The organism is Streptomyces sp. NPDC091371 (assembly GCF_040684275.1).
GTDB lineage: Bacteria > Actinomycetota > Actinomycetes > Streptomycetales > Streptomycetaceae > Streptomyces.
Genome location: NZ_JBFBFP010000002.1, coordinates 114103 through 136672, shown reverse-complemented (window position 1 = coordinate 136672; position 22570 = coordinate 114103). Strand labels below are relative to the sequence as shown.

26 protein-coding genes are annotated in these 22570 nt (G+C 71.8%); 11 read left to right on the top strand and 15 right to left on the bottom strand.

Translation table 11 applies throughout. From position 1 onward, the window contains the following. Positions 1 to 5: 5 nt before the first annotated feature. Entirely contained in the window at positions 6 to 1070 is a 1065-nt protein-coding gene (locus AB0O21_RS03535) for a MoxR family ATPase (RefSeq protein ID WP_365165693.1), read from the bottom strand. A gap of 44 nt (positions 1071 to 1114) precedes the next feature. Then, positions 1115 to 3202, bottom strand: a complete 2088-nt coding sequence (locus tag AB0O21_RS03530) for a trypsin-like peptidase domain-containing protein (RefSeq protein ID WP_365165690.1) — start codon at positions 3200 to 3202, stop codon at positions 1115 to 1117. A 117-nt stretch (positions 3203 to 3319) separates the two neighbouring features. On the opposite strand from AB0O21_RS03530, the gene AB0O21_RS03525 reads away from it, so the two are divergent. Then, the gene (locus AB0O21_RS03525) at positions 3320 to 3508 is read left to right on the top strand and encodes a DUF6104 family protein (RefSeq protein ID WP_030709801.1); all 189 of its coding nucleotides are present in this window, start codon (positions 3320 to 3322) and stop codon (positions 3506 to 3508) included. A gap of 113 nt (positions 3509 to 3621) precedes the next feature. On the opposite strand, the gene sodN is transcribed toward AB0O21_RS03525, so the two are convergent. Continuing rightward, positions 3622 to 4017 carry a superoxide dismutase, Ni gene (sodN, locus tag AB0O21_RS03520; protein ID WP_030709803.1) on the bottom strand — a complete coding sequence of 132 codons (396 nt, stop codon included), beginning with the start codon at positions 4015 to 4017 and terminating at the stop codon, positions 3622 to 3624. Between the two features lie 173 nt (positions 4018 to 4190). Here sodN and sodX point away from each other — a divergent pair, with 173 nt between their 5' ends. Next, positions 4191 to 4613, top strand: coding sequence for a nickel-type superoxide dismutase maturation protease (gene sodX / locus AB0O21_RS03515; RefSeq protein WP_365165687.1), 423 nt, complete (start codon positions 4191 to 4193; stop codon positions 4611 to 4613). Here the strand turns inward: sodX and AB0O21_RS03510 are convergent. Continuing rightward, a complete protein-coding gene (locus tag AB0O21_RS03510; protein WP_365165685.1) occupies positions 4517 to 5146 on the bottom strand; it encodes a CGNR zinc finger domain-containing protein in 630 nt (209 codons plus the stop codon). The two genes, sodX and AB0O21_RS03510, sit on opposite strands and share 97 nt — an antisense overlap. A gap of 82 nt (positions 5147 to 5228) precedes the next feature. On the opposite strand from AB0O21_RS03510, the gene AB0O21_RS03505 reads away from it, so the two are divergent. After that, a complete protein-coding gene (locus AB0O21_RS03505; protein ID WP_365165682.1) occupies positions 5229 to 6020 on the top strand; it encodes a class I SAM-dependent methyltransferase in 792 nt (263 codons plus the stop codon). 183 nt (positions 6021 to 6203) lie between these two features. Further along, on the top strand, positions 6204 to 6545 hold the full coding sequence (locus tag AB0O21_RS03500) for a hypothetical protein (RefSeq protein ID WP_365165679.1): 342 nt from the start codon (positions 6204 to 6206) through the stop codon (positions 6543 to 6545). Positions 6546 to 6605: 60 nt separating this feature from the next. On the opposite strand, the gene AB0O21_RS03495 is transcribed toward AB0O21_RS03500, so the two are convergent. The 3 genes from AB0O21_RS03495 to AB0O21_RS03485 all read right to left on the bottom strand — a co-directional run bounded on the left by AB0O21_RS03495 (position 6606) and on the right by AB0O21_RS03485 (position 9307). After that, on the bottom strand, positions 6606 to 7370 hold the full coding sequence (locus tag AB0O21_RS03495) for an amino acid ABC transporter ATP-binding protein (RefSeq protein ID WP_365165676.1): 765 nt from the start codon (positions 7368 to 7370) through the stop codon (positions 6606 to 6608). Further along, the gene (locus tag AB0O21_RS03490) at positions 7370 to 8239 is read right to left on the bottom strand and encodes an amino acid ABC transporter permease (RefSeq protein ID WP_365166367.1); all 870 of its coding nucleotides are present in this window, start codon (positions 8237 to 8239) and stop codon (positions 7370 to 7372) included. Before AB0O21_RS03490 ends, AB0O21_RS03495 begins: the two co-directional genes overlap by 1 nt. A 111-nt stretch (positions 8240 to 8350) precedes the next feature. After that, positions 8351 to 9307, bottom strand: coding sequence for an ABC transporter substrate-binding protein (locus AB0O21_RS03485; RefSeq protein ID WP_365165673.1), 957 nt, complete (start codon positions 9305 to 9307; stop codon positions 8351 to 8353). Positions 9308 to 9843: 536 nt separating this feature from the next. Between AB0O21_RS03485 and AB0O21_RS03480 the strand changes: the two genes are divergently transcribed. The 4 genes from AB0O21_RS03480 to AB0O21_RS03465 all read left to right on the top strand — a co-directional run bounded on the left by AB0O21_RS03480 (position 9844) and on the right by AB0O21_RS03465 (position 13067). Then, positions 9844 to 11040: an NADP-dependent malic enzyme gene (locus AB0O21_RS03480; protein ID WP_365166365.1), complete on the top strand. Its 1197-nt coding sequence runs from the start codon at positions 9844 to 9846 to the stop codon at positions 11038 to 11040. A 244-nt stretch (positions 11041 to 11284) separates the two neighbouring features. Beyond that, positions 11285 to 12247 (top strand): zinc-binding dehydrogenase, encoded by a 963-nt coding sequence (locus tag AB0O21_RS03475; RefSeq protein ID WP_365165670.1) that lies wholly within the window; start codon positions 11285 to 11287, stop codon positions 12245 to 12247. Between the two features lie 50 nt (positions 12248 to 12297). Next, positions 12298 to 12507 carry a helix-turn-helix domain-containing protein gene (locus AB0O21_RS03470; RefSeq protein WP_054220957.1) on the top strand — a complete coding sequence of 70 codons (210 nt, stop codon included), beginning with the start codon at positions 12298 to 12300 and terminating at the stop codon, positions 12505 to 12507. Then, on the top strand, positions 12507 to 13067 hold the full coding sequence (locus AB0O21_RS03465; RefSeq protein WP_365165665.1) for a Clp protease N-terminal domain-containing protein: 561 nt from the start codon (positions 12507 to 12509) through the stop codon (positions 13065 to 13067). The genes AB0O21_RS03470 and AB0O21_RS03465 overlap by 1 nt, the downstream gene beginning before the upstream one ends. 196 nt (positions 13068 to 13263) lie before the next feature. On the opposite strand, the gene AB0O21_RS03460 is transcribed toward AB0O21_RS03465, so the two are convergent. Next, positions 13264 to 14163 (bottom strand): helix-turn-helix transcriptional regulator, encoded by a 900-nt coding sequence (locus tag AB0O21_RS03460; RefSeq protein WP_365165662.1) that lies wholly within the window; start codon positions 14161 to 14163, stop codon positions 13264 to 13266. A gap of 1 nt (position 14164) precedes the next feature. Continuing rightward, positions 14165 to 15097 carry a hypothetical protein gene (locus tag AB0O21_RS03455; RefSeq protein ID WP_365165660.1) on the bottom strand — a complete coding sequence of 311 codons (933 nt, stop codon included), beginning with the start codon at positions 15095 to 15097 and terminating at the stop codon, positions 14165 to 14167. Positions 15098 to 15306: 209 nt separating this feature from the next. On the opposite strand from AB0O21_RS03455, the gene AB0O21_RS03450 reads away from it, so the two are divergent. Further along, the gene (locus tag AB0O21_RS03450; protein ID WP_365165657.1) at positions 15307 to 15951 is read left to right on the top strand and encodes a hypothetical protein; all 645 of its coding nucleotides are present in this window, start codon (positions 15307 to 15309) and stop codon (positions 15949 to 15951) included. Between the two features lie 6 nt (positions 15952 to 15957). Here AB0O21_RS03450 and AB0O21_RS03445 read toward each other — a convergent pair whose 3' ends face one another. Then, a complete protein-coding gene (locus tag AB0O21_RS03445; protein WP_365165655.1) occupies positions 15958 to 16893 on the bottom strand; it encodes a LysR family transcriptional regulator in 936 nt (311 codons plus the stop codon). A 209-nt stretch (positions 16894 to 17102) separates the two neighbouring features. On the opposite strand from AB0O21_RS03445, the gene snpA reads away from it, so the two are divergent. Then, entirely contained in the window at positions 17103 to 17759 is a 657-nt protein-coding gene (snpA, locus tag AB0O21_RS03440; RefSeq protein ID WP_365165653.1) for a snapalysin, read from the top strand. Here the strand turns inward: snpA and AB0O21_RS03435 are convergent. From AB0O21_RS03435 to AB0O21_RS03415, 5 genes are all read right to left on the bottom strand, one after another. Continuing rightward, positions 17756 to 17956, bottom strand: coding sequence for a hypothetical protein (locus tag AB0O21_RS03435; RefSeq protein ID WP_365165650.1), 201 nt, complete (start codon positions 17954 to 17956; stop codon positions 17756 to 17758). The two genes, snpA and AB0O21_RS03435, sit on opposite strands and share 4 nt — an antisense overlap. 36 nt (positions 17957 to 17992) lie before the next feature. After that, entirely contained in the window at positions 17993 to 18577 is a 585-nt protein-coding gene (locus AB0O21_RS03430; protein WP_365165648.1) for a dihydrofolate reductase family protein, read from the bottom strand. Positions 18578 to 18665: 88 nt separating this feature from the next. After that, positions 18666 to 19259, bottom strand: coding sequence for a GNAT family N-acetyltransferase (locus AB0O21_RS03425; RefSeq protein ID WP_365165646.1), 594 nt, complete (start codon positions 19257 to 19259; stop codon positions 18666 to 18668). 128 nt (positions 19260 to 19387) lie between these two features. Next, positions 19388 to 20443: a family 2 encapsulin nanocompartment cargo protein polyprenyl transferase gene (locus AB0O21_RS03420; protein ID WP_365166362.1), complete on the bottom strand. Its 1056-nt coding sequence runs from the start codon at positions 20441 to 20443 to the stop codon at positions 19388 to 19390. Next, positions 20440 to 21846, bottom strand: a complete 1407-nt coding sequence (locus AB0O21_RS03415) for a family 2B encapsulin nanocompartment shell protein (RefSeq protein ID WP_365165644.1) — start codon at positions 21844 to 21846, stop codon at positions 20440 to 20442. Before AB0O21_RS03415 ends, AB0O21_RS03420 begins: the two co-directional genes overlap by 4 nt. A 217-nt stretch (positions 21847 to 22063) precedes the next feature. Here AB0O21_RS03415 and AB0O21_RS03410 point away from each other — a divergent pair, with 217 nt between their 5' ends. After that, entirely contained in the window at positions 22064 to 22519 is a 456-nt protein-coding gene (locus AB0O21_RS03410) for an Rrf2 family transcriptional regulator (protein WP_365165641.1), read from the top strand. Positions 22520 to 22570: the final 51 nt, after the last annotated feature.

Sequence of the window (22570 nt, the reverse complement as noted above, 5' to 3'; positions counted from 1 at the left end):
GCCGGTCACCTCGGGCGGTCGAGGCGCTGGATGAGCAGGTCCGCGAGGTCCTCCCGGGTGGGCGGGGCGGCGTAGTGCGTGAGGTAGACGGCGTTGAGCAGCTGGTCGGCGGCGACCAGCTCGGTCTGGGAGCGGCTGAGGAACTCCCGGATCAGGTCGGCCCCCAGCTGGGCGGCCTCCTCCCCGAGGTGGGCGCGGACCATGGTGGCGAGCCGCTTCTCGCCGGGCTGTCCGAGCTTGAGCTGGATGCAGCGCCGCAGCAGGGCGGCCGGGAAGTCCCGTTCGCCGTTGCTGGTGAGGATGATGAAGGGGAAGGCCCGGCAGCGCACCCGGCCGCCGCGGACGGTGACCTTCGCCCCGTCGTCGGTGAGGACCCGCACCTCGGGCTCGGTGTCGGCGACCCGTTCCAGCTCGGGGAGGGCGAACTCCCCTTCCTCCAGGACGTTCAGCAGGTCGTTCGGCAGGTCGATGTCGCTCTTGTCGAGCTCGTCGATCAGCAGGACGCGGGGGCGTTCGGTGGGCAGCAGGGCCGTCCCCAGCGGCCCGAGCCGGATGTACTTCCCGATCCCGGGCCCGCCCGCCTGCCCGCCCGCCTGCCCGCCGCCGCCCCCGCCCCCGCTCGCCGCGATCTGTACGTCCTGGAGGCGCGCGAGGGCGTCGTACCGGTACAGCCCGTCCTGGAGCACGGTCCGCGACACCACCGGCCAGCGCAGCACCCGCCCCAGCTTCAGCTCGTGGGCCACGGCGTGCGCGAGCGTGGACTTGCCGGTGCCGGGGAATCCGGTGACGAGCAGCGGCCGCCGCAGGTACAACGCGGCGTTGATGGCCTCCAGTTCCTCGGGCTCGGGCCGGTGCAGCTCGGCGGCCTGCCGGTGCGCGCCGAGCCTGCGCGCGATGGCCCCGTCGGCCGCGCTCGCCCCGTCGGCCGCGCCGGACCCGGCCCGTCCGCCGTCGTCCGGGTCTCCCACCGGGCCGCCGTCGAAGTCCCGCCACGGCGGCGGGTCGGGCAGCGCTTCGATCCCGTCATGGGGCTCGCCGACTCCTCGGTAGATGAGCCACTCGTCGTTCATGGACGCTCCCTATGCTCCCCATCGAATGCGAATCCGCCGCGCCGTCACAGGTCGCCTTGCAGAGGTTCCTCGTCCGGCAGCGGCCGCGCCGGGTCCTCCCACACCAGTCCCGATCCCGCGGCCCAGTACGCGTCGGGGTCGGCCGCGTACATCCGCCCGCGCAGGACCTGCAGGCGGCGCGGCAGCGCCTCGCCCCGGCCGGCCTCCGCCAGTTCCTCCCGCTGCCCGCGGTGGAAGGGCGCGCAGGGGGCTCCCGGGTCGGCCGGGGGCCGCCGGACGACCACGACCCCGTACCCGAGGTCCCGTACCGCGTGCAGCGAGCCGAGGGCGGGTTCCCCGTCCGGTGCCCGGCAGTGCACGGGCACGGTGTTGTCGGGGAGCCCGGCCAGCCACGGCGCCGACGGGCTGCGCGGCCGCCCCCGTACGCAGTCGGCCCGTTCGTCCAGGAGCGGTCCCGCCGACACCCGGCTCCAGCGGGCGGCGGCCTCGGGCGCCGGCGGCCGGCTGCCGGCCGCCCACCGGAACACCACCGGCCGCTGCACCCCCACCGGGACCCCGCCGACCAGCCGCCATTCGTCCACCGCCGCCCCGAACAGCTCCGGGTCGACGGCGACTTCGAGCACGGCGGCCGCCTCGTCGGTGTCCGTACGCCGGAACGCCTCCGCGAGCGGGGCCCGCAGCACCTCCGGCAGCGCCCTCATGGAGGCCCGCGCGCCCGAGTCCACCGGGGTCACCCGCCCCGGGTGCGCCGGGCCGGCGAGCACCGAGACCCGCCAGTCGTAGACGCCCCGCTCCCAGGCGTGCGCCCACAGCTCCAGCAGGGCCGAGGCCCCGGCCGGCAGTCCGCCCGACAGCCGGGCCGCCGGACCCCGGACCATCCGCCCGGTCAGGGCGTGCACCCGCGCCCCGCGTGCCACCAGCCCCTGTTCGCGGCGTTCGCCCAGCTCGCGCCGCTGCGGGCGCCACAGCCGCCCGGCCGCGGCCCGGGTCCAGTCCCACAGCTCCTCGTCCGCGCCGGGGGCGGCGGGCCCGCGGTAGTCGGCCACGCTCACGTCGGTGGCGTAGCGGAGCATCCCCAGGACCTCGCCCGCTCCGCCCGGCGGGTCGTAGAGCATCCCCACCCCGTCGCGCCAGCTCAGCGGGGCGGGCGGATGCGGGTCCGGTTCCTCCCCGCGGGCCGCCTCGGCCAGGGCGCGTACGACCTCGGAGGAGCCGGGCGGGGGCAGTTCGGCGAGCAGCCCGAAGAGGGTGGTGCGTTCCCCGGGGGCGAGCCGGCCGCGGCCGCCGTACCCGGGGCCGTACGGGTCCCCGTCCGGCGCGGCCAGCTCGTCCTGCACGTCCGTCCAGGTCCGGCGGGTGTCGAGGTCGCTGAGGTGCTCGTCGTAGTGGTGCAGGTCGTGGGCCTGCACGATGCGGTGGTAGAGCCCGGTCTGCCCGGGCCCGCCGCTCGGCAGGGTCCTCAGCTGCACCACGGACACGGCGAGCCCGCCGCCCCCGGTGTGCCGGCGGGCCTTGACCACGCCGACCACCTCGCCGCGTACGAGGTCCACGACGGGGCCGCCGGACATGCCGGGTTCGATCTCGTCGTCGTCGCCGAGCCGGATGGCCGCGCCGTTGCCGGCGCTGCCGCGCAGCCGGGTGGTGCGGCCGGTGATCTCGGGGGTGCCGAGGTCTTCGGTGCAGCCGAAGTACGCGACCTCGTCGAAGCGGGGTCTGGAGCGGTCGGTCAGCCAGACGCAGGCGTGCGAGACGGGCGCGAGCACCTTGACGAGCGCCAGGTCGGGCAGGTCCCACAGGGCGCCCCGCGCGGGGCGCCGCTCCTCCAGCCGCTCGGGCAGTACGCACTCCACGCGCCCGACGACCGTGCCGGTCGCGCCGTTGCCCCCGGAGGAGAAGGTGATGCCGACCTCGCGCCCGGTGATGCGCATGGTGGCCCCACCCCCTTCGCCGACCACGTGCGCGCACGTCAGGACCCAGCCGGGGGCGATGAAGAAGCCGCTCCCCCAGGTGGTCCCGGGCCCAGGGGACCCATACCCGCCCGGCGGCGCGTGGACGCGTACGGTCGCCGCCAGAACGAGGGGCTCCAGGAGCTCGAAGGCGCGCGCGGATCCGCCCGTGCGCCCGTCCGTCATCCGCGCCCCCCGCTCGTGAGGCGTCCAGGCTAGCCCCGGCCCCAGCGGTGACGGGAGGTCCGTGGCGGCCCGCGGATTATCCTGGCGGGAAACACCCCCTTGGACACGGAGCCCGACTTGTACTTCACCGATCGCGGCATCGAGGAGCTGGAGAAGCGGCGCGGCGAGGAGGAGGTCACCTTCGAGTGGCTCGCCGAGCAGCTGCGCACCTTCGTCGACCTGAACCCGGACTTCGAGGTTCCGGTGGAACGCCTGGCCACCTGGCTGGCCCGCCTGGACGACGAGGACGACGACGCCGACGAGTGAGCGGCGCCCTCTGACGAGCGACGCGAACGAGAACGGCCCGGCTGCCACGGAGGCAGTCGGGCCGTTCTCGTTGCGCGCCGGCGTACGGCGCGCGGGAGGTGCGGGGCGCCGGATCAGGCGGCCTTGGTCTCCCAGAAGATGCGGTCGATCTCGGCGATGAGCTCAAGGGCCTTCGCGCCGGTCGCCGGGTCGTTCGACGCCTTGGCGGCCGAGAGGGCCTTCAGGGTGTCGTTGACCAGGGTGTGCAGCTGCGGGTACTTCTCGAAGTGCGGGGGCTTGAAGTAGTCGCTCCACAGCACCGAGACGTGGTGCTTGGCGAGCTCGGCGCGCTGCTCCTTGATGGTGATGGCGCGCGCGCGGAAGTCGGCGTCGTCGTTGGCCTGGTACTTCTCCTGCACGGCCTTGACGGACTCGGCCTCGATGCGGGCCTGGGCAGGGTCGTACACGCCGCACGGCAGGTCGCAGTGGGCGGAGACCTTCGCCTTGGGGGCGAAGAGGCGGGAAAGCATTGGAGTGTGTCCTCCTCGTGATCGTCTTCTCAAGAGGGGAGATTACTCGCTGGAGAACCGGATTTCGCGGGCGCCCCCATGGGCTTAGGACAAAAGTCCAGGGGCTCGGCCGGACCGGTGAGCGAACGTACGGGGCCGTGAGGCAGCATGCGGGGGTGACGAGGAGGACACGCATGGTGGAGAACACGCGCCCGCGGAAGCAGTTCGGAGTGGCCGAGGTGACGGGGCCCTCGATGGTGCCCACGCTGCTGAACGGCGACCAGTTGCTGGTCCGCTACGGGGCCCGGGTCCGGCCGGGTGCGGTGGTCGTGCTGCGCCACCCCTTCCAGCAGGACCTGCTGGTGGTCAAGCGGGCGGTGGAGCGGCGGCCGGGCGGCTGCTGGTGGGTCCTCGGCGACAACCCGTACAACGAGACCGGCGACAGCACCGACTACGGGCCGGTTCCCGACGAGCTGGTGCTGGCGACGGCGGTCCTGCGCTTCCGGCCGCGCGAGGAGGGTCAGCGTTCGCTGAGGGCGCGGCTGTCCTGGGCGGTGTCGGCGGTGCGCCCGCTCTGGGCGGACGCCTCGGCCTCCAGCCGCTTGCGGGCGCGGTAGGCGGCGACGTTGGCGCGGGTGGCGCAGCGGTCGGAGCAGTAGCGCCGGGAGCGGTTGGTGGAGGTGTCGAGGTAGGCGTTGCGGCAGGGCGGGGCCTGGCACAGGCCGAGGCGGTCGGGGCCGTGTTCGGTGAGGTGGAAGGCCAGGCCGAAGGACGCGATGGCGGCGTAGCCGGCGGAGGCGTTCGAGGGGTGGTCGGCGAGGTGGATGTGCCAGTCGGGGCGTCCGGTCTCGTCGAGGGTCTCGTGGCCGGAGACCTGGGGGCTGACGGGGAACTCCATGAGCAGGGAGTTCAGCAGGTCGACGGCGAGGACGTGGTCGCCGCCGTCGGCCGCCTCGAAGACCGCGCGCAGCCGGGCCCGGACGTTGCGGAAGCGCGTGACGTCGGTGTCGGTGACGCGGCGGGCCATCTGCTGGCTGGCGCCGAACAGGGCGCGGACGGCGTCCACCGAGGTGAGCGAGTCCTTGTTGCGGGCCGGCTCCTCGGTGTTGACCAGGCGCACGGCGAAGTCCGAGTAATGGGCCAGTTCCACTTGTAGTCCTTACGGATGCGGATTAATGTCCCTCGTAACAGCTGAGACGTCTTCGAGGGTATTACGTACGGAGGGGTTCGTGATGGCGAATACGGCGAATGCGGCGGATACGGCGACTACCGGCACCGCCGCCGGCTACTGGCAGGCCTGGCAGGACAGCTGGGACCGGCAGCAGGAGTGGTACATGCCCGATCGTGAGGAGCGGTTCCGGGTGATGCTGGACATGGTCGAGGCACTGGTCGGCCCCACCCCCCGGGTACTGGATCTCGCGTGCGGTACGGGAAGTATTACGGACCGCGTCCTCAAGCGGTTCCCGGGAGCCACCAGTACGGGCGTCGATCTCGACCCGGCGCTGTTGACGATCGCCGAGGGCCACTTCGCCGGCGACGAGCGGGTCACCTTCGTGACGGCCGACCTCAAGGACCCGCACTGGCGCGCCGCGCTCCCCCACGAGACGTACGACGCCGTCCTGACCGCCACCGCCCTGCACTGGCTGCCCAGCGCGGACCTCGCCGTCCTGTACGGGCAGCTCGCGCCCCTGGTGGCCCCGGGCGGCGTCTTCATGAACGCCGACCACATGCCGGACCCGGCCACCCCGCGCATCGACGCCGCCGAGCACGCCCACCGGCACGCCGGCATGGACCGGGCCAAGGCCGCCGGGGTGGCGGACTGGCGCGAATGGTGGGCCCTGGCGGCGGCGGACCCGCTGCTGGCCGAGCCGGTGAAGAAGCGCTTCGAGATCTACGGGGAGCACGCCGACGGCGACACCCCCTCGGAGGCCTGGCACGCCCGCACCCTGCTCGACGCCGGCTTCGCGGAGGCCCGCACGGTCTGGCGCTCACCCTCGGACGCGCTGGTCCTGGGCCTGAAGTAGCCGCCCGACGCACGGACGCGGAAAGGATCACGCCACGGCGGACGGGTTTCGGTCGCTTGATCGATATTCTGTTGATCATCTACTGCCCGGCCTCATAGCTTCTCTGTGGGCTGAACGAGCCCACCGCGACGCGCCGGTCTGACCAATCGGCGGCACCGTCGCGCTCTTCAGAGGGGGAACACCGTGAAGAAGAAGCTCATCGGGGCGCTCGCGCCCGCCATCATGGCCGCCGGCGTCATGATCCCCATGTCGGCGACGCCGGCTGCCGCGGACCCGCCGTGCGGGTTCGATGTGTACGCGGACCGCATTTCGGAGAGGGAGTTCGCGGTGAACGTCGCGAGCAACCGGTGCGGTCGCAAGGTCCGGGCCTACATCAAGTGCGCCATTCCGTTCAGCGGCGCCACCTCGTACGGCCCTGAGGTGACCTCCGGGCGCAGCTACACCATGTGCTCCCGCAACACCGTTCCGGGCGAGCGGGGCTGGGAAGTCTACGAGAACGGCCGCTGGAACAAGCGCGTGGCCTGAGGCAAGTGAGAAGCCGGGGTCCCGGGGCGCTACGCCCCGGGACCCCGGCTTCGCTCATGACTACAGCACCTTGGAAAGGAACGCCTTCGTCCGGTCGTGCTGCGGGTTGCCCAGCACCTCGCGGGGGTGGCCCGACTCGACGACCACGCCGCCGTCCATGAAGACGAGGTTGTCGCCGACCTCGCGGGCGAAGCCCATCTCGTGCGTGACCACGATCATGGTCATGCCCGACTCGGCCAGGTCCCGCATGACGTCCAGGACGTCACCCACCAGCTCCGGGTCGAGCGCCGAGGTGGGCTCGTCGAAGAGCATCAGCTTCGGCTCCATGGCCAGCGCGCGGGCGATCGCCACGCGCTGCTGCTGGCCGCCGGAGAGCTGGGTGGGATAGTTCCCGCCCTTGTCGCCGAGGCCGACCCGGTCCAGGAGGCGTACGGCGCGCTCGCGCGCCACCGCCTTGGACTCGCCCTTGACCATGACCGGGGCTTCCATGACGTTCTCTATGGCGGTCATGTGCGGGAAGAGGTTGAAGCGCTGGAAGACCATGCCGATGTCCCGGCGCTGGGCCGCGACCTCGCTGTCCTTCAGCTCGTAGAGCTTGTCGCCCTTCTGCCGGTAGCCGACGAGGTTCCCGTCGACGTACAGCCGTCCGGCGTTGACCTGCTCCAGGTGGTTGATGCACCGCAGGAAGGTCGACTTGCCGGAGCCGGACGGGCCGACCAGGCAGAACACCTCACGCGGGGCGACCTCCAGGTCGATGCCCTTGAGGATGTGCGCCGCGCCGTAGGACTTGTGGACGCCCTCGGCCTTCACCATGGCAGTCGTCATCAGGCCACCGCCTTGCGGTTCGAGAAGCTGGACAGTTTCGCCTTGACCTTCTGCAGCGGCGTGGGCGGCAGCGAGCGGAGCGCGCCACGGGCGTAGCGGCGCTCCAGGTAGTACTGGCCGATGCTGAACACGCTGGTCAGGGCGAGGTACCAGATCGACGCGACGAAGAACATCTCCATCACCGCGAACGAGGTGGACGCGATGTCCTGGGCCGCGCGCAGCAGGTCGAAGTACTGCACCGCGACGACGAGCGACGAGGTCTTGAGCATGTTGATGAACTCGTTGCCCGACGGCGGCACGATCACCCGCATGGCCTGCGGCAGCACGACGCGGCGCATGGTCTGCAGCCGGGTCATGCCGAGCGCGTGCGAGGCCTCGGTCTGGCCCTCGTCGACCGACTGGATGCCGGCGCGGACGATCTCCGCCATGTACGCGCCCTCGTTGAGGCCGAGACCCAGGAGGGCGGCCAGGAAGGGCGTCATGACCTGGGTCATCTCATCCTTGTAGAACCCGAGGTTCAGGATGGGGAAGATCAGGGCGAGGTTGAACCAGATGAGCAGCTGCACGTACACCGGGGTGCCGCGGAACAGCCAGATGTAGAACCAGGCGATGGTGCTGGTCACCGGGTTCTTCGAGAGCCGCATCACGGCGAAGAGGACACCGAGCACCAGGCCCAGGGCCATCGAGGCGATGCTGATCCAGATCGTGTTGCCGACACCACGCAGGATGGTGGGGTCGAACAGCTTCTCCGGCACGGTCGCCCAGCGCACGTTGCCCTGCGAGAAGGCGATCGCGAGCATCGCGACCAGGCCGATCACGACCACGGCGCTGATCCAGCGGCCGAAGTGACGTACCGGAATGGCGCGGATCGCCTCGGGGGGTACGGCCCCGGCCGGCGGGGTGTCCGCCGGGTCCGGGACCTTGTCGAGCTTGTCAGTCACAGTGACTGCCCTTCAGAGTGCTGCAGTGGTGCGGGGACGTCAGGAGCCGGAGTTGATCTTGGCCTCGGTCACGGCACCGGAGCCCGCGTTCCACTTGTCCAGGGCGGCCTTGTAGGTGCCGTCCTTGATGATCGCGTCGAGGGCGGCCTTGAGGGCGTCGCGCAGCTCGGTGTTCTTCTTGTCGACGGCGATGCCGAAGGGGCCCGCGTCAGTGGGGTTGGCGATGGCCTCGAAGTCGTTGCCGCCGCCCGCGGTCTGCGCGATGTACGCCGCGACCGGGGAGTCGTTGAGGTCGGCGACAGCGCCGCCGGCCTTGACGCGGGTCTGGGCCTCGGCGTCCGATTCGAACGCCTCGATGGAGATCTCGCCCTTGCCGGCCGACTTGCACTTCTCGGACTGCTCCTTGGCGGCCTTCTCGTAGGTGGTGCCGCGCTGGACGGCGAGCTTCTTCCCACAGAGGTCGTCGATGGTCTTGATGCCGTCCGGGTTGCCCTTCTTGACCAGGATGCCGGTGGAGGCCATGAAGTAGTCGACGAAGTCGACGCCGGCGCCGGTCTTGACACCGTTCTCGTCCAGGCCGTCCTGGCGGGCCTTGGTGTCCGACAGCGAGGACATGACCACGTCGGTGCGGCCGGTCTGCATGCTGCTGACGAGCGTGTTGAAGGTGCCGGACTCGAACTTGAACGGAACGCCGAGCTGCTTGGACAGGGCCTCGGCGATGCCGGGGTCGACGCCGACGATCTTGCCGCCCTCGGTGAACTCCATCGGGGCGTAGGTCGCGTCCGTACCGACCTTGATGACGCCCGCGTCCTGGATCTTCTTCGGGAGCTTGGAGAACAGCGGGGCGGCGTTGTCCTTCGACGCCGAAGGGGACGAGCCCTTGTCCGTCTGGTCACCACAACCCGTGAGGATCAGGGCGCCGGCGACCGCGATCGCGCCAACCGCGGCGATCCGGGACCGGGCGGCGGTCGTACGACGGGTGGTGCTTGCGGTCATGGCTTCGTTCCTCCGGCTGGTGGAAAAGGATCGAGAAGCGGTCGGACACGCACCATCGAGTGTCGCGACCTTGTGTGATTACGGCATCTTGCCATTCGGACTGAGACATTCAGGGTGCCCGTCAGGTCAAAATCGCATAACGGGCGACCCGCCTGACCCAACAGGACTGCGGGGCAGGGCCGTCAGTGCCGCAGATACTGCCGTGACCTGGCGTTTTCGCAACAGTTTCTACGGAGCGTCTCGCCCTCCGGACACCAAGCTTTGGACTTTTAGCCAAAACCATGACAGACGACCTACAGTCGAGACGGAATCGACTCGTCTGGGCGAGCGTTCTTCGGGTAGAACAGATCCTTACACCCCTCATCCGGGGCTCAGGGCGCGCGTGCGGCGCGCCCGCGCGTACGAACCTCCCCTCCGCGGAGGCGGGCCAACCGTCGAAGCGGAGTACGTACTCGGTGCCCGCCCACCCCTTAACCAGGAGTGGCCACCCTCAACGATTCAAAGGACTTAAGGGGTCACACAAAGTGGCAGCGGAGATCGTCAACCCTCGCAGTGACAGCAGCGCGACGGACAACAACCCGGACGCGGTGTTCGCGCTGCACCGGGGCGGCAAGATGGCCATCCAGGCCACCGTGCCGGTCAACAACAAGGACGACCTGTCCCTGGCTTACACGCCGGGCGTGGCGAAGGTGTGCAGCGCCATCGCCGAGCAGCCCGAGCTGGTGAACGAGTACACCTGGAAGTCCAACGTGGTCGCCGTCGTCACCGACGGCACGGCCGTGCTCGGACTCGGTGACATCGGTCCCGAGGCCTCCCTCCCCGTGATGGAGGGCAAGGCCATCCTCTTCAAGCAGTTCGGCGGTGTCGACGCGGTTCCGATCGCGCTCGCCACCAAGGACACGGACGAGATCATCGAGACGGTCATCCGTCTCGCCCCGTCCTTCGGCGGCGTGAACCTGGAGGACATCTCCGCCCCGCGCTGCTTCGAAATCGAGCGCCGCCTGCAGGAGGCCCTCGACATCCCGATCTTCCACGACGACCAGCACGGCACGGCCATCGTGACGCTGGCCGCCATGCGCAACGCCGCGAAGCTCACCGGGCGCACGCTCGGCGACCTGCGCGCCGTGATCTCGGGCGCCGGCGCCGCGGGCATCGCCATCGCCAAGATCCTCGTGGACGCGGGCATCGGCGACGTCTGCGTCACCGACCGCAAGGGCGTCGTCTCGGCGGACCGCACCGACCTGACGGACGTCAAGGCGGAGATCGCGGGCCTGACCAACAAGACCGGCCAGACCGGTTCGCTGGAGCAGGCCCTGGCCGGCGCGGACGTCTTCATCGGCGTCTCCGGCGGCACGGTTCCGGAGGAGGCGGTGGCCTCGATGGCGAAGGACGCGTTCGTCTTCGCCATGGCCAACCCGAACCCGGAGGTCCACCCGGACGTCGCGCACAAGTACGCGGCGGTCGTGGCCACGGGCCGCTCGGACTTCCCGAACCAGATCAACAACGTGCTGGCGTTCCCGGGCATCTTCGCGGGTGCCTTCAAGGTCCGCGCCTCCCGGATCACCGAGAACATGAAGATCGCGGCTGCCGACGCCATCGCCGGTGTCGTCGCGGACGACGAGCTCACGGCCGACTACGTGATCCCGTCGCCGTTCGACACCCGCGTCGCCGAGGCCGTCGCGTCGGCCGTGGCCGCCGCGGCCAAGGCCGACGGCGTGGCCCGCCTGGCCTGACCGCTGCGCTGAGCCATAGGAAGGCCCGGCCGGATCCCCCTGGATCCGGCCGGGCCTTTTCGCGTCCGCGGGCCCGATTCAGCCTCGCCAGGGGGCCCCTCCCAGCGGTGGCCGGGGGAGTTTGAGGCGCGGGGTCTGGGGCGGAGCCCCAGGGCCCCCGAGGGCCCGCACCGCGTACGCGGCTCTGGTCGCACCGGCTCAGCCAGGGCTGGAAACCCGGCCTACCCAGCGGTAGCGTCGCGGCATGTTCGCTGCCTATGCCGCCCGAATCGACCGTGACCAGCCGCTGAACGGCCTCGAGCTGGGCGAACGCCCCGCGCCCGAGGCCCGTCCCGGCTGGGTGACCGTGAACGTCAAGGCCGCCTCCCTCAACCACCACGACCTGTGGTCGTTGCGCGGGGTGGGCCTCGGCGAGGACAAGCTCCCCATGATCCTCGGCTGCGACGCCGCCGGGATCGACCAGGACGGCAACGAGGTCGTCCTGCACTCCGTGATCGGCCAGAGCGGCCACGGGGTCGGCCCGGACGAGCCCCGCTCGATCCTGACCGAGCGCTACCAGGGCACCTTCGCCGAGCAGGTGTCCGTCCCCGCCTGGAACGTCCTGCGCAAGCCGGCCGAGCTGTCCTTCGAGGAGGCCGCCTGCCTGCCGACGGCCTGGCTGACCGCGTACCGCATGCTCTTCACCAACGCGGGCGTCCGCCCCGGCGATTCGGTACTGGTCCAGGGCGCGGGCGGCGGGGTCGCGACCGCCGCCATCGCGCTCGGCAAGGCCGCGGGCCTGCGGGTCTACGCCACCAGCCGCGACGAGGCCAAGCGCAAGCGGGCCGTGGAACTGGGCGCGGTGGACGCCTTCGAGCCGGGCGCGCGGCTGCCGCAGCGGGTGGACGCGGTCATCGAGACGGTGGGCGCGGCCACGTGGTCCCACTCGGTGAAGTCCCTGCGCCCCGGCGGCACGCTGGTCATCTCGGGCGCCACGAGCGGCGACCGCCCGGCGCACGCCGAGCTGACCCGGATCTTCTTCCTGGAGCTGAAGGTGGTCGGCTCGACGATGGGCTCGAAGGACGAGCTGGAGGACCTGCTCTCGTTCTGCGCGACGACGGGCCTGCGGCCGGTCATCGACGAGGTCCTGCCGCTGGGCCGGGCGCGGGAGGGCTTCGAGAAGCTCGCGTCCGGCGACCTCTTCGGGAAGATCGTGCTCAAGCCGTAGATGTCAATGAAGGTTGACACCCCCTCCCGCGTCAACCTACATTGACATACATGACGGAAGCTACCGATCTCGCCGAGCGGGCCGGTGACCGTGACCCGCGCGTGGGCCTGCGTGCCGTGGCCGCCCTCCGCAGGCTGCTGGAGCAGCTGGAGGCCGTACAGGTACGCAGTGCCCGCGCGCAGGGGTGGTCCTGGCAGGAGATCGCGGCCGAGCTGGGCGTGAGCCGGCAGGCCGTGCACAAGAAGCACGGGAGGGCCTGATGTTCGAACGATTCACGACCACTGCACGCGAGACCGTGGTGGGCGCCGTGGGCGAGGCCCGGCAGGCGGGGGCCGCCGCGGTCACCGAGGAGCACCTGCTCCTGTCCCTGCTGGCCCTGGGCGCCCTGGACCCCCTGGGGGTGGACCGGACCGCGGTGGCCGCGGACCTCGCGTCGGCCCGGCGCCGGGGCGGCATGACGAGGGCGGACGAGGAGGCGCTCGCGGGACTCGGCATCGACCTCACGGAGATCGTCTCCCGCATCGAGGAGACCCACGGCGAGGGCGCCCTGTCGGCCCCGGGGCCGCGAAGGCGCACGCTGGGCGCCTCGCTGCGCTCGGCCCTGGGCCGCCCGGAGCCGGACAGCCGCCACGTCCCCTTCGCCCAGGGCGCGAAGAAGACCCTGGAACGGTCCCTGCGCATCGCCCTGGCCCGCAAGGACCGCCACATCGGCCCCCTGCACCTGCTCCTCGCCCTGCTGTCCCACCCCGGCACGGTCTCCGAAGTCCTGACGGACCACGGAGTCACGTACGACAGGACCGAGTCCGCCCTGGCGGCCTGACTCCACACCCGACCCGACGGGGCACATCCAGCCCGGCGCCGCCGCACCTTCCGGCCGAGCCGGGGCACAACCAGCCCGGCGCCGCCGCACCTCCCGGCCGAGCCGGGGCACATCCAGCCCCGCCGGCGTTTGAGGCGCGGGGTCCGGGGCGGAGCCCCGGCGGCGGCGCCGCAGCCGGACTCACACATCGGCCGGGCTACGGCTTGCCCGCCCCGAAGGTCGCCGCGAGGCGCACGGCCGCCGCCGCCAGGTCGGCCCGCGCCTCGGCCACCCGCGCCGCCGTCACCCCGTGGTCCCGCGCCGCGTCCCGCACCTCGTCGCGGAAGCGGTCGAGCAGCCGGTCCAGGTCCCGGGCCGGGTCCCCGGAGGGCGCCAGATCCTCGGCCCAGCCGGTCGCGGAAGCCGCACCCGCACCGGCCCCCGCCGTGCCCCCCGCCGAAGGGGCCGTCACGCCACCGAGCCACGCACCGGCCAGGTTCCCCAGCACGCCCCCCGACTTGGCGAACTGCTCCTGCAGCTGCCCCGCGATGCGCTGGACCTCCTCGCGGGCCCGCTCCTGCGCCTCCTTGGCCTGCCGGCGGGCCTGCTGCGCCTCTTCCCGGGCCCGGCGGCTCTCGTCCTTCGCCCGCCGCGCCTGCTCCTTCCACTCCTGCCGCGCCTTGCGCAGCTCCTCCTTCGCCGCCTGCCACGACTCGTCCTCGCCCCGCATCGCGGACGCCGAAGCCGCCGCCCGCATCTCGCGCCGCAGGTCACCCGCCGCACCCCGGACGTCCTCGCGGATCTCGGCGGCCAGTTCGGTCACGGAGTCGCGGATCTCCAGCTCCAGGTCGGCGAGTTCGCCGCCGCGGTCGGCCAGCTCGGCGCGGCCCGCCTCGGTGATGGAGTACACCTTGCGCCCGCCCTCGGTGGCGTGCGTGACCAGGCCCTCGGCCTCCAGCTTGGCCAGGCGCGGGTAGACCGTGCCCGCGGAGGGCGCGTAGAGGCCCTGGAAGCGCTCCTCCAGCAGGCGGATCACCTCGTACCCGTGGCGCGGTGCCTCCTCCAGGAGCTTGAGGAGGTAGAGGCGGAGGCGGCCGTGGGCGAAGACGGGCGGCATGTCAGAGCACCTTCTTGTCGAGTGCGAGGGGGGTTTCCGGGGTGTCGGCGGCCGGCCGGCGCAGCAGCGCGATCGCACCCGACACGGTTTTGGCCCGCAGGGTGCCGGTGCCGGCGCCGAGCGTGCCGGTGATGCTCTTGGCTCCGAACTGGCCGGAGACCCGCAGGTCCTCGAAGGCGTTGGAGACGCCACCGGTGGCGGTGTTGGCCTCGACCCGCGCGTCGGCGGGGTGCGGGAGCCGGATCGCGACCTGGCCGGAGACGGAGGTGAGCGCGATGTCCACGGGCCGGGGCGCTGCCGCGTCCGGGTCCGGGTCCCGGTTCAGGTCGATGAGCATGTCTCCGCTGACCGAGTCGGCCCGTACGCTCGTGCCCGCCCCGTCGACCACCGTCAGACCGCCGGAGACCGAGTGGAACCCCAGGTCGCCGGTGACGGACTGGACTTCGACGCTGCCGGTGACGGTGTGCGCCTTGACCCGGCCGGAGAGGCCGACCAGGGTGGCGCCGCCGGAGACCCCGTTGACGTCGGTGGTGCCGGAGATCCCGGACACGAACGTGGTGGCGTCGACCACGGCGACCTGCACCCGCGTGCCGGCGGGGACGGTCAGGGTGACGCCGGCGCTGCGCTCCCAGGCCTTGCGGCCGGAGGGGGAACTGCCGGACCAGGCCTTCCAGGGCTTGGACTCGACCCACTGCTTGAAGCCCTGGGATCCGTTCCAGGGCAGGTCCTCGTAGGAGACGGTGAGGGTGCCGTCCTCCTGCACCACATAGAGCGGCGGCCCGTCGACCCCGGTCACCTCCAGCCGCGCCGGGCCCTCGTCCGCGGCGACGACGTTGACCGTGCCGCTCACGAGACGGACGCGGAGCTCGGTCACCGGCTCCTCGAAGGTGAGCTTCTGCGGTTCGGCGGCCGACCACGTCTTCTGCTCTGCCATGGTGCTGATCCTTTCTCGGGCGTGCACGGACCGGGCTCAACGCTCGCAACATATCGCGTCTTCTGACCAACACGATATATCGCGGTCGAATGAAGTCAAGCGTGCCCGGCGCCGGGCTGGCCGGCCGCGGCAGGCCTGGTATATGTTGAACGCGTTCACTTGAACGCGTTCAACACCTGGGGGGGTTCGTGGTGGAGGAAGACAAGAGGGTGTCCGCCCGGCAGTGGGGATGGGCCGTGGCGGGGGTCGTGGCGGCGGGGATCGTGGCGGCCCTCGCGTTCGTCATCGCCCCCTACCTGGCCGGGCTCTTCCTCGCCAGCGCGGTCGTGGCCGCCGTCCCGCTCGCGATGCGGCAGTGGCCGAAGGGGTTCGCCACGGCCTGCCTCGTCGTCGGGGCGGGGCTGCTGGCCTGGGCGCTGATCGGCGCCGTCGTCGGGATGTTCCTGTTCATCCCCGCGGCCCTGCTGCTGTTCGTCGCGGCCTTCGCGGACGGGCGCAACCGCCCGCGGGTATGGCCGGCGGTGGCCGCTCCCCTCGCGGCCGCGGCCGCCGTGGTGCTGTGCTACTCCCAGCCCCCGGACCCGGCGAACGAACCGCCGCCCTACTTCGAGGCGACACTCGACTCCGGCAGCCGGTACCGCGATCCGGAGTTCAAAGAGCGCAAGGAACTGCTGCGGGACTTCGGCGCCACCCGGGTCGAGGTCGGCGAGTACGGGGGCGGTCGGTTCCTGCTCACGGTGGGGATGCCCGACACCTTCCCGGACGGGCAGAGCCAAGAGGGGCTCCAGGAGAAGATCCAGCAGGTGCCGGGCGTCGTCGCAGTGCGCTTCTGCACCTTCCACACCTGCAACTAGGCCACCCTAGGCCGCCTCCAGGAGCGGGCTCGCATGGTGCCGCAGCCACTCCCGGTACGGCGGCGTGCGCAGGGCGGCCTCGCGGTAGGCCGCGCGGAGGTCCGCGTAGACCTCCGCGTGGGCGCCGGGCCGGGTCGCCAGCAGGAGCCGCACCGCGAGGGGGTCCCCCAACAGCGGCCGGATCGCCATGTCCTCCCGCGGCCCGGAGGTCGGCTGGCAGGGCGCCACCGCCTCGCCGGACACGATCAGCGAGGTCGCCGTGTGGTAGTCCGCGTGCAGCACCGGCGGATCGAGCCCGGCCCCCGCGAACACCCGCCGCAGGCCGTCCCATTCGCCGTCCACCGAGGGGTCCACCGTCCACCGGTCCCCGGCCAGGTCCCGTAACTCCACCACGGGGGAGCGCGCGGCCGGATGGTCCCGGGACATCGACACGAACTGCGGCTCCCGCTCCATCAGCACCCGCACCTGCAATCCCGCCGGCAGCGTCAGCGGGCTGCCCTCCACCTCGTGTACGAAGGCCACGTCCAGCTGCCCCGAAGCCACCATCCGCAGCAGCGCGTTGGCGGAGACGTCCACCACCAGCGAGGTCTCGGTGTCCGGCAGCCGCCGGTGCAGCCGGCGCAGCCACCCCGGCAGGGCGCGGCTGGCCGTGGAGCCGATGCGCAGCCGGGGCCCGTGGGCCTGCGCCCGCGCCTCCGCGACGAGCGCGGCCATCTCGGCGAGCAGCGGCCGCGCCCGGCCGAGGACCGTGTGGCCGAAGGGGGTGGGGCGGCAGCCGGTGCGTTCGCGCAGGAACAGCTCGCCCTCCAGGGCCCGTTCGATGCGGCGCAGCTGAGTCGTCAGGGCGGGCTGGCTCACGCCGAGCTGCCGGGCGGCCTTGTGCAGGCTGCCGGCGTCGGCGATGGCGCAGAGCGCCCGCAGGTGCCTGACCTCAAGCTCCATGTCCCGAGGGTAGGCCGGGCCGGGCGAACCGCACCAGCCACCATCAGGCCGCCGAATCCCGCCATTCTCATGGATGTTGACGTGCCGAAAGCTTCCGATAGCCCGGTGTTATCGGCGGCTGACATCATCCGCCGCCCGCTTCCGCTCCCGCAGACTCCGGTACCGAACGACCACCCCCCACCGCACCGGACGAGTAGGAGCTCCCCCACATGCGCCACTCCCGCAAGGCCGCTCTGGCCGGAACCGTCGGCCTCGGCCTGGCCGCCGCCCTCGGCACCATCGCCCCCGCGGCCAGCGCCGCCCCCGCCGCCGGCAGTGCCGAAACCTACGCCGCCTACGAAGGCTCGCAGGAGAACGCGGCCGCCAACCGCGCCTTCTTCGAGGCCGTTCAGCGCTCGGTCGCCGAGCAGCGCGCCGCGAACCCGGGTGCGCTGGCCGTGACGGTCACGTACAACACCCGCAACGCGCCGAGCTTCCGTACGCAGATAGCCCGTTCCACGCAGATCTGGAACAGCTCGGTGACCAACGTCAAGCTGCAGGAGGTGTCCTCCGGCGGGAACTTCTCGTACCGCGAGGGCAATGACTCGCGCGGCTCGTACGCGAGCACGGACGGCCACGGCCGGGGCTACATCTTCCTCGACTACCGGCAGAACCAGATCTACAACTCCACCCGGGTGACCTCGCACGAGACCGGCCACGTGCTGGGCCTGCCGGACCACTACTCGGGCCCGTGCAGCGAGCTGATGTCGGGCGGCGGCCCGGGCACCTCGTGCACGAACGCCACCCCGAACAGCACCGAGCGGGCGCGCGTGAACCAGCTGTGGGCCAACGGCCTGGTCGCCTCCGGAATGGGGACGAAGGGCTAGCCCTCGAGCGCGACGTACACCGCGCACTCCGGGTTCCGGCAGGGACCCGGAGCCCATTCAGGGATGAAGATCCCCAGGGACTTGCGCCGTCTGAGCACCGTCTCGACGGGGCTCCCGCACGCCGGGCACACCTGCTGCTCGTGCCCGGCGTGCGGGGCGATCGTCTCGTGCGGGCGCTGCTGCTGTTCACCGGCCATACCTCTACGGTAGGCCGGTTTCCCGTGTTTGCGCGGTCAGCGCTTGACGGAGTACGAGGTGATGACCTGGCCGCCGCCGAGGGCGGTGCAGCCGGTCAGCTCCAGCGGGCGCACGCCGAATCCGGCCCGGGACATCGGCATGCCGGTCCCGACGAACACCGGGTACGTCTTCACGATGTACTCGTCGATCTCGTCGGCCAGCTGGGCCGCGAGGTCGGCGCCGCCGCACAGCCAGATGTCGAGGCCGTCCTGCGCCTTGAGTTCGCGGACCTTGGCGGCGACGTCCCCGCTGATCAGCTGCACCTGCGGGTCCGGCGAGTCCACGAGGGAGCGCGAGACGACGTACTGCTCGCGCATGTGGCCGTAGGGGCTGGTCAGGCCGGCCTTGAGGCCCGGTTCGTACGTGTTGCGTCCCATGATCACCGCATCGAAGCGCCTGGGCGCGGCGTCCGCGATCCCGAACTGCGCGCGCCCCGGGGTGGCCATGGTCTCCGGGTACTCGACCTTCAGGTGTTCGATGAACTCGGGGTCGAGGAAGGTGTAGATGAAATCGGCATCGCCGTCCGGGGCTCCGATGAAGCCGTCGATGGTGGTGGCGATGAAGTACGTGAGCTTGCGCAAGCGATTCTCTTCCTTTTGGCAGTGCCACCGCACCGGGGCACGTCGACTAAAGTACTTCACCCGTAGTGGTTACGCAAGCCCTGCGGTCCTATCCCTGCGGCTTGCGCCACATCGGCCACATCAGCGGCCCGTCCGGCAGCCGTACCGCCTCACCCGTGAACTCCCAGCCCAGCCGCTCGTACAGCCTCATGCTGCGCTCGCTGCTCGCCTCCAGGTACGCCGCCACGCCCTCGCGGTCGCAGCGCTCCAGCACCGGACGGATCAGCGCGGAGCCCAGCCCCTCCCCCTGCCGGCCGGGGGCGACGGCGATCATCAGCAGGTACTCGTGCTCCTCCGCCGTGGGGTGCACCGCGCCCGTCAGCCGGCCGACCAGCTCGCACCGCTCGTTGTCCGGGTCGGCCACGGCCCGCATCTTCGCCGGGATCTCGTCCTCGCCCTCGGGCTCCCCCGCCGGGATCCGCAGCCACAGCGCGGCCGCCGAGCCGTCCGCGGCGCAGTCGATCCGGCCCTCGGCGAGCGCCACGTCCACGAAGACCCCGAGGAACTTGCCGTGCACGGCGGCCCGGTGCGCTGGGTCCGGGAAGACCCAGCTGCTCACCGGGTCGGAGCGGAAGGCCTCGTCGAGCAGCCGCGCCACCGCGTCCCGGTCCGACTGATCCGCCTGACGTATCTCCAGTACCACTGGTCACACCCTTCGCTCGGCTCCCAACATCCTTGACGGATCCTAGAGTTGGCCCACCCGAGCGAAAAGGCCCGTTCCGGCGCCGTACGGTGCCGGAACGGGCCTTCCCCCGCCCCCCTCCTCCGTGCTCACCTCGTGCGGCGCGTCACGAACTCCGCCAGCGCCAGCAGCCCGCCCGCCGCCCCGAGGTCCGGAACGGCCCGGGACAGCTGCTGCACCGCCCGGCCCATCCGGTCGGCGGCGTGGGCCTGCGCCCAGTCGCGGCCGCCGGCCCGGTCCACCGCCTCGGCGGCCCTGCGTACGTCGTCCCCGGTCATGGGACCCGCGTACAGGGCGGCCAGCTCCTCCCCCGCCCCGGTGCCCGAGGTGAGGGCGGCCACGACCGGGAGGGACTTCTTGCGGGCGATCAGGTCGGCCCCGGCGGGCTTGCCGGTGTGCCCCGGATCCCCCCAGATGCCGATCAGGTCGTCGATCAGCTGGAAGGCCAGCCCGGCCTCCCGCCCGAAGGCGTCCATCGCCTCCACCTCGTCCGACCCGGCCCCCGCGTACAGCGCGCCCAGCGCGCACGCGCAGCCGAGCAGCGCCCCGGTCTTGGCGGTGGCCATGGTGAGGCACTCGTCGAGCGAGACGTGCGGGCGCTGCTCGAAGGCGCAGTCCGCCTGCTGGCCCGCGCACAGCTCGATGACGCAGGCCGTGAGCCGGGCCGAGGCCTCGGCGGCGGCCGGGTGCGGGTCCTCGGCGAGCAGCCGCAGCGCGAGCGCCATCATGGCGTCGCCCGTGATGATCGCGTCCGGTATCCCGAAGACGGTCCAGGCGGTGTCCCGGCCGCGGCGCTGGACGTCCCGGTCGATGACGTCGTCGTGGAGCAGCGTGAAGTTGTGCGCCAGCTCCACGGCGACCGCCGCCGCCCGTACGGCGTCCTCCACCTCCCCGCCCGGGCCCCGCAGGGCCTGGGCGGCGGCCAGGACCAGGGCCGGGCGGATGGCCTTGCCCGTGGTGCCCGCGGCCGGGGTGCCGTCCGCGTGCTCCCAGCCGAAGTGGTACATCGCGACCCGCCGCATCGAACCGGGCAGGCTCTCGACCGTCCGGCGCAGCTGCGGGTTGACCGTTTCCCTCGTCCGCTCCAGCAGGGCCGCGGCCTCCTGGCCCTCACCGGTCGTCACGGCGGCGTTCACCGCGCTCAGCGCCAACGGCCGATCTCGACGTTCTCCAGTACGCCGATCGCGTCCGGCACCAGCACCGCGGCGGAGAAGTAGGCGGTGACCAGGTAGGAGATGATCGCCTGCTCGCTGATCCCCATGAAGCGGACCGACAGGCTCGGCTCGATCTCGTCCGGGATGCCCGGCTGGTGCAGGCCGATCACGCCCTGCTCCTCCTCGCCGGTGCGCATGCAGAGGATGGAGGTGGTGCGGGCGTCGCTGATCGGGATCTTGCTGCTCGGGAAGATCGGCACCCCGCGCCAGGAGGGCACGCGGTGGCCGTCGATCTCCACCGATTCCGGGTACAGCCCGCGCTTGTTGCACTCGCGGCCGAAGGCGGCGATCGCCTTGGGGTGGGCGAGGAAGAGCTTGGAGCCGCGCCGCATGCTGAGCAGCTGGTCCATGTCGTCGGGGCTGGGGGCGCCGTCGTGGGGCTGGATGCGCTGGTCGTAGTCCGCGTTGTGGAGCAGGCCGAAACCGGGGTTGTTGAGCATCTCGTGCTCCTGGCGCTCGCGCAGCGCCTCGACCGTGAGCCGCAACTGCTGCTCGGTCTGGTTCATCGGCTGGTTGTAGAGGTCGGCGACGCGCGTGTGCACCCGCAGAACCGTTTGCGCGATGGAGAGTTCGTACTCGCGCGGGCGGGCCTCGTAGTCCACGAAGGTGCCGGGGAGCACGGCCTCGCCGTGGTGGCCGGCGGCGAGGTCGATCGCGGCCTCGCCGTACGTGTTGGTGCGCTGCGCGGGCATGGTCCGTACGCGCTCGACGTGCGCGCGCAGCGAGTCGACGCGGTCGGCGAGCAGCTGGAAGTCCTGGCGGGTCAGGACCAGTGCGGTGCCGGCGGTGGCGGCGCGGGCGGTGTACTCCCAAATCGATTCTTCATCGACGAGGGAGTCCTCGCCGAAGAAGGCGCCGTCGGCGACGGTCTGCAGGACGGCGTCGTCGCCGTAGGGGCCGGGGCCGATCTGGTCGATGCGGCCGTGGGCGAGGAGGAACACCTGGTCCGACGGGCTGCCGAAGGAGGTGAGCTCCTGACCGGGCTCGAAGTCGATCTGGCGGCACCGCTGGGCGAGTTCGGTGAGGACCTCCTCGTCCTCGTAGTCGCGCAGGAGCGGGAGTTCACCGAGCTCGGCGGGGATGACCTGGACCTGGGTCCCGGTCTTGATGAACTCGACGACGCCGTTGCCGACGGAGTAGCTGAGCCGGCGGTTGACGCGGTAGGTACCACCCTGCACCGAGACCCACGGGAGCATCTTCAGGAGCCACCGCGAGGTGATCTCCTGCATCTGCGGCGCGGACTTGGTCGTGGTTGCCAAGTTCCGCGCGGCCGATGTCCCGAGACTGCGCTGCGGCGTCTGGGCCTCGGATTCGGAACCTGCCTGGACCGACATGAATCTCCCTTTCGATCACTCCATGGATCTGCGGGACGCAGCCTTTCAGCACGTAGCGTGGTGGGACCATTACACAAAAGTGTGGGACTACTCCGTCCAGGCGCGGGGCATGCTTTGGAGCCCCACTCCTCCCCCAGGGGCCACCCGGCACCCGTGCGACCCACCGGTTCCGGCCATTAATTTGCACTGCGGATGCAAGTTTCCTACCGTCGAGTACATGCGGCTCACCCGATTCACCGACCTGGCGCTGCGCGTCCTGATGCGCCTGGCGGTCGCGGAGGCGGACCTCCCGACCACGCGCGACGTGGCGGCGACCATGCAGGTCCCCTACACGCACACCGCCAAAGTGGTCGCCAAGCTGCAGCATCTCGGCCTCGTCGAGGCCCGCCGCGGCCGCGGGGGCGGGCTCGCCCTGACCCCCGCGGGGCGCGCCGCCTCGGTGGGCGGGGTGGTCCGCGAACTGGAGGGCGCGGGCGACGTCGTGGACTGCGACGGCACCGCGCCCTGCCCATTGCGCGCCGCCTGCGTGCTGCGCGGCGCACTGCGCCGGGCCCAGGAGGCGTTCTTCGCCGCGCTGGACCCGCTGACGGTGAACGACCTGGTGGCAGCCCCGACCGGGCCGCTGCTGCTGGGCATTTCGGGCAGGCCGCCGACAGGGGCCGAAAGGCCCTGAGGATCCGGGCCGGATGGCCGATTTCCGCCCGCCACCGGGCCGTCTAGGCTC

Coding starts and splice junctions, on each gene's coding strand:
- AB0O21_RS03535 (WP_365165693.1), bottom strand. CDS start 1,070: ATGAACGACGAGTGGCTCATCTACCGAGGAGTCGGCGAGCCCCATGAC.
- AB0O21_RS03530 (WP_365165690.1), bottom strand. CDS start 3,202: ATGACGGACGGGCGCACGGGCGGATCCGCGCGCGCCTTCGAGCTCCTG.
- sodN (WP_030709803.1), bottom strand. CDS start 4,017: ATGCTTTCCCGCCTCTTCGCCCCCAAGGCGAAGGTCTCCGCCCACTGC.
- sodX (WP_365165687.1), top strand. CDS start 4,191: ATGGTGGAGAACACGCGCCCGCGGAAGCAGTTCGGAGTGGCCGAGGTG.
- AB0O21_RS03505 (WP_365165682.1), top strand. CDS start 5,229: ATGGCGAATACGGCGAATGCGGCGGATACGGCGACTACCGGCACCGCC.
- AB0O21_RS03495 (WP_365165676.1), bottom strand. CDS start 7,370: ATGACGACTGCCATGGTGAAGGCCGAGGGCGTCCACAAGTCCTACGGC.
- AB0O21_RS03485 (WP_365165673.1), bottom strand. CDS start 9,307: ATGACCGCAAGCACCACCCGTCGTACGACCGCCGCCCGGTCCCGGATC.
- AB0O21_RS03475 (WP_365165670.1), top strand. CDS start 11,285: ATGTTCGCTGCCTATGCCGCCCGAATCGACCGTGACCAGCCGCTGAAC.
- AB0O21_RS03470 (WP_054220957.1), top strand. CDS start 12,298: ATGACGGAAGCTACCGATCTCGCCGAGCGGGCCGGTGACCGTGACCCG.
- AB0O21_RS03465 (WP_365165665.1), top strand. CDS start 12,507: ATGTTCGAACGATTCACGACCACTGCACGCGAGACCGTGGTGGGCGCC.
- AB0O21_RS03460 (WP_365165662.1), bottom strand. CDS start 14,163: ATGCCGCCCGTCTTCGCCCACGGCCGCCTCCGCCTCTACCTCCTCAAG.
- AB0O21_RS03455 (WP_365165660.1), bottom strand. CDS start 15,097: ATGGCAGAGCAGAAGACGTGGTCGGCCGCCGAACCGCAGAAGCTCACC.
- AB0O21_RS03445 (WP_365165655.1), bottom strand. CDS start 16,893: ATGGAGCTTGAGGTCAGGCACCTGCGGGCGCTCTGCGCCATCGCCGAC.
- snpA (WP_365165653.1), top strand. CDS start 17,103: ATGCGCCACTCCCGCAAGGCCGCTCTGGCCGGAACCGTCGGCCTCGGC.
- AB0O21_RS03435 (WP_365165650.1), bottom strand. CDS start 17,956: ATGGCCGGTGAACAGCAGCAGCGCCCGCACGAGACGATCGCCCCGCAC.
- AB0O21_RS03415 (WP_365165644.1), bottom strand. CDS start 21,846: ATGTCGGTCCAGGCAGGTTCCGAATCCGAGGCCCAGACGCCGCAGCGC.
- AB0O21_RS03410 (WP_365165641.1), top strand. CDS start 22,064: ATGCGGCTCACCCGATTCACCGACCTGGCGCTGCGCGTCCTGATGCGC.